Below are 5933 nucleotides of genomic sequence, written 5' to 3'. Positions count from 1 at the left end.
GATCTGTACCAGGGATGGAAGTCAGTTAGTGCTTCGAGCTTAGCGACAATAGCAACGACGTGATCATCCGTCGCCAACAGATCGAACCATCGTCGCAGATTGAGGTCAAAAAACTGATATGAGGAACCACAGATTTCACCGGTTAGGTCCGAATACTCTTGCCAGAATTCAACCTCATCCGCGTTCACTTGAATTCTCTCCGATTCCGCCGAGGGGCCGCGACTCGGTCGGATCAATCCCGCCATAACCTTGGCATGTGACGAGCAAGGGCTGACTAGCCAGCTTTGAGATAGCGGATTCCGTGCCTGATAGTGGCGCTACCACCCCCAAGATCCAGCGTTACGTTCCAATAACCTGTTCTAGGAACAGAAATGTTCGCCGGAAATCTCTGATAGAAGCCGCCAAAGTACTCAAACCGTTCACCGCGGCGGTATCTGGCAAAATTGGTATCATCCAGTACCAGTACGTTGCATTGATGCGAACTCTCCACTTGGACGACATCGCCGCTGCTAAGATATTCTCTATCGTGAAGAAAGCTCATAATGTCACCTCTCTTTCTTGGGGCATCGTTGCTGGAAACGAACAACTAACGTGCCGTTCGCAGACTCTTGCGAGTCCGTGATGCGCCGCGTCCTCCCCAGAAGTTTTTTGATTGTTGACCCCAGGAGGCCGGATCAGGGTGAGTCGTGTCAAGGGAAATTGTACCTTTCGATGCACCAATAGGATGTTGTCGCACAAAGTTCAAATTTAACATTTAACAGACGTCGATGCGTGCACACCTGAGTCTTATTCGACTGAATGTGTCGTAAAGGGCTGCGTTCTCTGGGAGAGTTGATTCACCGCGCTCCTGCGCGGTGCGAATCTGATGAAATCGCGAAGCTTTTTAGAGCCGTGGCTGTCCCGGCGTGGAGTTATGGCTTCAGCGCCCGGCCGCCCTTCTTCGCCTTCTTCACCATCTTGCGGATCGCCTTGGCGAGCTCGGGATCGCAGGGTGACGGCTTCAGGTCGATGCCGTCGCCCAGGCCCTTGGCGATGATCTCGAGGCCGCGGATGCGCGCCCACCATTTGAAGTCGCTCGCCACCAGGTTCCAGGGCGCGTGGCGGCTCGAGGTCTTCTCGAACATGGCGTCGGTGGCGATGGCATATTCGTCCCATCGGGACCGGTTGCGAATATCGTCGGGGGTCAGCTTCCAGCGCTTATAGGGCGTCTCCATCCGTTCCTCGAAGCGGCGCAGCTGCTCCTCGGGCGAGATATGGAGGAAGATCTTGATGACCCGCACGCCGTCATCGACCAGCATCCGCTCGAACTCGACGATCTCGCGATAGGCGCGGCGCCAATCGGCGGGCGGTGTCAGCGTCTCGACGCGCTCCACCAGCACGCGCCCGTACCAGGAACGGTCGAACACGGCGAGGCCGCCGCGGTCGGGAAGGCGGCGCCAGAAGCGCTGCAGATAATGCTCGCCGCGCTCGGCCGACGTGGGGGCGGCGATCGGCCAGATCTTGCAATAACGCGGATCGAGGCGTGCCGAGAGCCGGCGGATCAGGCTGCCCTTGCCGGCGGCATCCCGGCCCTCGAGCGCCACCACGGCTTTCCGGCCCTGGCGCAGATAGGCTTCCTGGATCTCCAGCAGCTTGAGCTGGAGGGCCTTGAGCTTGTCCTCGTAGGTCTCGCGGTCAGGCAGCTGGCGGTCGAGATCGGCCTTGGCGAGGCGAGGGATCGGCATGGCAAGGCTTCCCATGTGAAGGTTTGAGACGGGCCCCTGAGCCGGCGCGGCTTCAGCCGCCTAGAAGGCTGAGCCGGCAGGTGAATTTGTGCAAGACAGGGTTGCGGCCAGGGGACGGCCCCGTCGGTTGACAGGCCGGGGCCGCGCGCCCGATAGTCTCCACCCTTCCGCTTCTCCCGCCGGAAACTCCCGGAACGCCTTGATGCCGCCGCCCGGACCCGGGTCGCGCCACCGGGGACTTCCTTTGTTTCGGCGGGGCGGGCCCGAAGGATTGTCGGGACGGACTTCCTGCCGAAGTCCGCCCTTTCTTTGTCAGGAAAAGGGAGGCCATTTCCAATGACTGCGTCGTCCGCCTCTGCGTTACTGCCGGTTTATGCTCGCGCCGATCTCGCTTTCGAGCGAGGCGAGGGCGCCTACCTGTTCGGCAATGACGGGCGACGTTACTTGGATTTCGCCTCGGGCATCGCGGTGACGGCGCTGGGCCATGCGCATCCCCATCTGGTGGCGGCGCTCAAGGACCAGGCTGAGAAGCTCTGGCACACCTCGAACCTGTTCCGCATTCCGGGCGGCGAGACGCTGGCCGACCGCCTGGCGGCGGCGAGCTTTGCCGACCGCGTCTTCTTCACCAATTCGGGCGCCGAGGCGATCGAATGCGGCATCAAGATGTGCCGCAAATGGCAGCATGATTTCGGCGACCCCAAGCGCTATCGCATCATCGCGACCGAGGGCGCCTTCCATGGCCGCACGCTCGCGACCATCGCGGCCGGCGGCCAGGAGAAGCATCTCAAGGGCTTCGGTCCCCCGGTCGAAGGCTTCGACCATGTCGCCTATGGCAATCTGAACGAGCTGCGCAACGCGATCGGGCCCGAGACGGCGGCGATCCTGGTCGAGCCGGTGCAGGGCGAGGGCGGCATGCGCGCCGCCTCGATCGAGTATCTGCAGGGTCTGCGCAAGGTCTGCGACGAGTACGGCCTGCTGCTGTTCTTCGATGAGGTCCAGTGCGGGATGGGTCGGACCGGCAAGCTCTTCGCCCATGAATGGGCCGGGGTGACGCCGGACGTCGTTGCGACCGCGAAGGGCATCGGCGGCGGCTTCCCGGTCGGCGCCTGCCTCGCCACCGAGAAGGCCGCGGCGGCGCTGACCCCCGGCAGCCATGGCTCGACCTTCGGCGGCAATCCGCTCGCCATGGCGGTCGGCAATGCGGTGCTGGATGTGCTGCTGGCGGAAGGATTCCTCTCGCGCGTCGAGGAGATGGGCGCGCTGCTGCAGAAACGCCTGAACGCGCTGATCGCCAAATATCCGAAGCTGTTCGAAGAGCTGCGGGGCCGGGGTCTCATGCTCGGCATCAAATGCCGCGTGCCCAACACCGACATGCAGAACAAGCTGCGTGAGGCGGGCCTCCTGACGGTCGGTGCCGGCGACAATGTGGTGCGGATTCTGCCGCCGCTCATCATCGAGGAGCGCCATATCGACGAGGCGCTGGCCATTCTCGACAAGGTGGCCAGCCACTGGCCGGAGAACTGAGCCATGACCTCATCTTCGGGCGGGGCCAAGACCCCGCGGCATTTCCTCGATCTCGACAAGCTCGATACCGCCACGCTTAGGCGCATCCTCGATGCTGGCCATGCCTGCAAGAAGGGCCAGGTCCCGGGCGGTAATGCCAAGCCGCTCGCCGGCAAGTCGCTGGCGCTGATCTTCGAGAAGCCCTCGACCCGTACCCGCGTCTCCTTCGAGCTCGGCATCAAGGAGCTGGGCGGCGAGGCGGTGGTGCTGGAGCGCGACAGCATGCAGCTCGGCCGCGGCGAGACCGTGGCCGACACCGCGCGCGTGCTCTCGCGTTATGTGGACTGCATCATGGTGCGCACCACCAAGGAGGAGAAGCTCCTGGAGCTGGCGGAGAACGCCACGGTGCCGGTCATCAACGGTCTCACCGACCGCACCCACCCTTGCCAGCTCATGGCCGACGTGATGACCTTCGAGGAGCATCGCGGCCCCATCGCCGGCAAGCGCATCGCCTGGATCGGCGACGGCAACAACATGGCGACCTCCTGGACCCATGCCGCGGTGCGCTTCGGCTTCGAGCTCCGGATCGCCTGTCCGCCGCAGCTCATGCCGCCGGGCCAGGTGCTGGGCTGGGCCAAGGCCGAGAAGGGCCGGGTCCATGTCACCACTGATCCCAAGGATGCGGTCAAGGATGCCGACTGCGTCGTGACCGATGTCTGGGTGTCGATGGGCGATGCCGACGCCATGGGACGCCATGTGATGCTGGCACCCTATCAGGTGACCGAGACGGTGATGGGCATGGCCAAGCCCGGGGCCGTCTTCATGCACTGCCTGCCCGCCCATCGCGGCGAGGAGGTGACGGCCGGCGTCATCGACGGGCCGAACTCCGTCGTCTGGGACGAAGCCGAGAACCGCCTCCACGCCCAGAAGGGGATCCTGCTCTGGTCCCTGGGCGTCATCTGATCCAATTCCCGAGTCGAGACCTGAGAGACGTGACCGCAAATCCCGCACTCGCCGACGATCGCGTCCTTCCATTCCAGATCGAAGCCAGCGCGCTGCGCGGCCGCATCGTGCGCATGGGCCCGCTGCTGGACGAGGTCCTGCGCCACCATGCCTATCCGAAGCCGGTGGCGGAGCGGCTGGCCGAGATGCTGGCGCTGGCGGCCCTGCTCTCGGGCGCGCTCAAATTCGAGGGCGTGTTCACGCTCCAGATCAAGGGCGATGGGCCGATCAAGCTGATGGTCGCCGACGTCACCAGCGCCGGCCATATGCGCGGTTATGCGCAGTTCGACGCCGCGCCGGTGGCGGCGCTGGCTGCGGGGCCGACGCCCTCGGTGCCGAAGCTCTTCGGTGCCGGCTATCTGGCGCTCACCGTCGATCAGGGTGTCCATACCGAGCGCTATCAGGGGATCGTCGAGCTGACCGGTTCTACGCTCGCCGAATGCGTCCATGGATATTTCCGCCAGTCGGAACAGCTCGAGGCCGCGGTCATGGTGGCCGCGCGGGCACCCACGGATGGCGGCCTGCAGGGGTGGCGCGCCGGCGCCCTCATGCTGCAGCGTCTGCCGGTCAGCGGCACCGAGATGGCGCTCGACGATGCCGACGAGGCCTGGCGCCGCGCGCTCATCCTGATGTCGAGCTGCAGCGCGGCCGAGCTCACCTCGACCGAGCTCGCTTCCGAAGACGTTCTCTTCCGCCTGTTCCATGAGGATGGTGTGCGGGTGTTCCGCGATCATCCGCTCGAGGCCAGATGCCGCTGCTCGCGCGAGCGCGTCGAGCGGGTGCTCGAGGCTCTGCCGCGCCAGGATCTCGACGAAATGAAGGTCGAGGGCGAGGTGGTGGTGACCTGCGAGTTCTGCAGCCGGGTCTATCGCTTTGGCGACGCCGAGATCGCGGCGCTGATCAAGGGCTGAAACGGGTTGCGATCGACCAGGCTTCGGGAGGCCTCGATGACGCGATTCATGACGAAGCGTTTTTTGGGTGCGGTTCTCGTTCTCGCCGGTGGGTTGCTCGCCGCCTGCGATACGCCGCCCCATCGCGACCCCTTTCCGCAACTGACCTATGCGCATCTGGGTCCCATCAATCTCGACGTCGCCCGGATCGTGATCCTGGACGCTTATCAGCCGCCCATGGCCGATCCGCATGTAGAGCAGGATTTCCCGACGCCGCCGGCGACGGCCGCGCGGCAATGGGCGCAAGACCGGCTGAAGGCGGTCGGCAGCGACGGGGTCGCGAAATACACCATCACCGACGGCTCGGCGATCGACGTGCCCCTGCCGCGCACGACCGGCCTCGACGGCGTCATCACACAAGACCAGTCCGACCGCTATGACGTGACCGTGACGGTGCGGCTCGATGTCGAGAACCGCATGGGCAACCACCGCGGCTCGATCACCGCCACCGCCAAGCGCAGCGAGACCGCCGCTGAGGACATGACCCTCAACGAGCGCGAGAAGCTCTGGTTCGAGATGATCGACCAGCTGATGAAGCAGCTCAATGCGGAGCTCGAGAAGCAGATCGGGACGAACTTGAAAGAGTTCGTGCGTTAGAAGGACCCCTCCCCCTACCCCCTAAGTTAATGTGATCGCTTCGCTCTACTTCAAAGCTTCGAGCGAGATCTACGTTAAACACGCCCCCTCCCCTTGCGGGAGGGGGTAGGGGGAGGGGTCCTTCTAACGCACGAACTCTTTCAAGTTCGTCCCGATC

The 5933-nt window shown here is 64.1% G+C and carries 7 protein-coding genes; 4 read left to right on the top strand and 3 right to left on the bottom strand.

Annotation, left to right across the window (positions count from 1 at the left end; translation table 11 throughout):
- From ACREE8_RS25635 to ACREE8_RS25625, 3 genes are all read right to left on the bottom strand, one after another.
- On the bottom strand, positions 1 to 188 hold a 188-nt coding region (locus ACREE8_RS25635), incomplete at its 3' end, for a hypothetical protein (RefSeq protein ID WP_431575861.1).
- Between the two features lie 86 nt (positions 189 to 274).
- Complete coding sequence (locus ACREE8_RS25630) at positions 275 to 541, bottom strand: DUF1883 domain-containing protein (RefSeq protein ID WP_431575860.1); 267 nt, start codon at positions 539 to 541, stop codon at positions 275 to 277.
- Between the two features lie 370 nt (positions 542 to 911).
- Entirely contained in the window at positions 912 to 1724 is an 813-nt protein-coding gene (locus ACREE8_RS25625; protein WP_431575859.1) for a polyphosphate kinase 2 family protein, read from the bottom strand.
- Positions 1725 to 2060: 336 nt separating this feature from the next.
- On the opposite strand from ACREE8_RS25625, the gene ACREE8_RS25620 reads away from it, so the two are divergent.
- The 4 genes from ACREE8_RS25620 to ACREE8_RS25605 are packed head-to-tail and all read left to right on the top strand — an operon-like array spanning position 2061 to position 5776.
- Positions 2061 to 3248, top strand: a complete 1188-nt coding sequence (locus tag ACREE8_RS25620; protein ID WP_431575858.1) for an aspartate aminotransferase family protein — start codon at positions 2061 to 2063, stop codon at positions 3246 to 3248.
- 3 nt (positions 3249 to 3251) lie between these two features.
- Complete coding sequence (gene argF / locus ACREE8_RS25615; protein ID WP_431575857.1) at positions 3252 to 4190, top strand: ornithine carbamoyltransferase; 939 nt, start codon at positions 3252 to 3254, stop codon at positions 4188 to 4190.
- A gap of 29 nt (positions 4191 to 4219) precedes the next feature.
- A complete protein-coding gene (locus tag ACREE8_RS25610; protein ID WP_431575856.1) occupies positions 4220 to 5140 on the top strand; it encodes an Hsp33 family molecular chaperone HslO in 921 nt (306 codons plus the stop codon).
- A 48-nt stretch (positions 5141 to 5188) separates the two neighbouring features.
- Positions 5189 to 5776: a hypothetical protein gene (locus tag ACREE8_RS25605; protein WP_431575855.1), complete on the top strand. Its 588-nt coding sequence runs from the start codon at positions 5189 to 5191 to the stop codon at positions 5774 to 5776.
- The last annotated feature ends 157 nt before the right edge of the window (positions 5777 to 5933 follow it).

It is taken from the genome of Hypericibacter sp. (assembly GCF_050729195.1).
In the GTDB taxonomy this organism is placed as follows: Bacteria; Pseudomonadota; Alphaproteobacteria; order Dongiales; family Dongiaceae; genus Hypericibacter.
This window is presented reverse-complemented; position numbering and strand designations above follow the sequence as displayed.